Below are 1557 nucleotides of genomic sequence, written 5' to 3'. Positions count from 1 at the left end.
GTACAGGATTAGGTCTTTCTCTAGTGAAAAAAATTGTTGAACTCCATGGAGGTTTGGTAGGTGTCACCAGTGAATTAAACCGGGGTAGTCAATTTTTTGTCGTTATTCCTTGTATTCTTCAAGATGGCGTTGACCAGCCTCCCCAGGGCGAATTATTTAAGGTTTCTAGCATTAATAATCCGACTCCAACAACCATCACTTTAATTAGTGAAAATTCCGCCTATGCCACTACCCTGAGTAGTTATTTCCGAGCTAGGGGTTACCAACTGCAATGGTTAAATGCTTCTTTTCCGACTAGGGCTCAATTATCCGCCTTAAAACAATTGGATAATCATTCTTACCACTGGTTGGTGATGGATTTACCCCAGGTTACCAACTCCACCAAGCAGATGCTAGATGAGATCAGAGATTTCCTGGGTGCTGATTCTGTGACCATTGTTGCCCTAATCGATGCCATGGATTATGCGGACGGTGACACCGTGCAGATAGAGATCGCAGCCGATCAGTTTTTGGTTAGGCCAGTGCGCTTCCATCGGCTGATGGAGATTTTTCTACAGCATTCCCAGGCGATCGTCTACCAGTGAAAGACCCAGAACGACTTAAATTTGTTTAACTTATTTTGATCGGGCTGAGGGCACAACTAATCCGGCCTTGGCCTAAGGTAACGGGCAAGATTAGGATCAAAGGCTTAGCTATGGCAACTTTGTTTTTTAGCTCAAACTTTATTCTCTTGACAATGAAAATTATTAACACCGCCCAAGCCCCGGCCCCCGTTGGCCCCTATAACCAGGCGATCGCCGCCAATGGTTTTCTCTTTACCGCCGGACAAATTGCCCTGGATCCCCAAACCATGACCATTGTGGGAGAAGGGAACGTGGAAGCCCAAGCGAAACAGGTATTGGCTAATTTAGGGGCAGTGTTACAGGAAGCAGGCTGTGATTGGAAAAATGTGGTTAAAACGACGGTTTTTTTGCAAGATATGAATGATTTTGCCGCTGTTAACGCCATCTATGCCCAATATTTCGACGAGGCGATCGCCCCGGCCCGCAGTTGTGTGGAAGTGGCCCGCCTGCCCAAGGATGTGTTGGTGGAAATTGATTGTGTCGCTGTGTTACCAAGCTAGGGGAATGTCAGCCATCGATCCAGACTCCATGCTCTAATGGAACTATTGACCAAACAAATTTGTTCGCAATGTCAGGCCGCCCCAAGGGGGCGTACCACAATGCCAACGGCGGCCCCAATGTTCCAGGAGTAGCAATTATGGCTGGATCTCTTTTTACCGATGCCAGTAAACGCCTCGAAAAAGCCCTTAAATATGTGGCCATTTCCGACGATGCCGGAGAAAGGCTGAAATATCCCAAAACTAGCCTCAGTGTTTCCATTCCAGTGCGGATGGACGATGGCTCCCTGAAAATATTTCCCGGTTACAGAGTGCGCTACGACGACACCAGAGGACCGGGGAAAGGGGGGGTGCGCTACCATCCCAACGTCACCATGGACGAAGTACAGTCCCTTGCTTTTTGGATGACCTTTAAGTGTGCCCTGTTAAATTTACCC

At 47.8% G+C, this 1557-nt stretch carries 2 protein-coding genes and 1 pseudogene; all 3 read left to right on the top strand.

From position 1 onward, the window contains the following. Positions 1 to 584, top strand: a pseudogene (locus IQ219_RS19510) (PAS domain-containing sensor histidine kinase); the annotation flags it as partial. 146 nt (positions 585 to 730) lie between these two features. Continuing rightward, positions 731 to 1123, top strand: coding sequence for a RidA family protein (locus IQ219_RS19505; RefSeq protein ID WP_194073713.1), 393 nt, complete (start codon positions 731 to 733; stop codon positions 1121 to 1123). Positions 1124 to 1260: 137 nt separating this feature from the next. Next, positions 1261 to 1557: Glu/Leu/Phe/Val dehydrogenase (locus tag IQ219_RS19500; protein ID WP_194073711.1), on the top strand; the 297-nt coding region annotated here is incomplete at its 3' end.

The organism is Synechocystis sp. LEGE 06083, assembly GCF_015207725.1.
Taxonomy (GTDB): Bacteria; Cyanobacteriota; Cyanobacteriia; order Cyanobacteriales; family Microcystaceae; genus Synechocystis; species Synechocystis salina.
The sequence above is the reverse complement of the archived record's forward strand: the minus strand, read 5'-3'. Positions and strand labels throughout refer to the sequence as shown.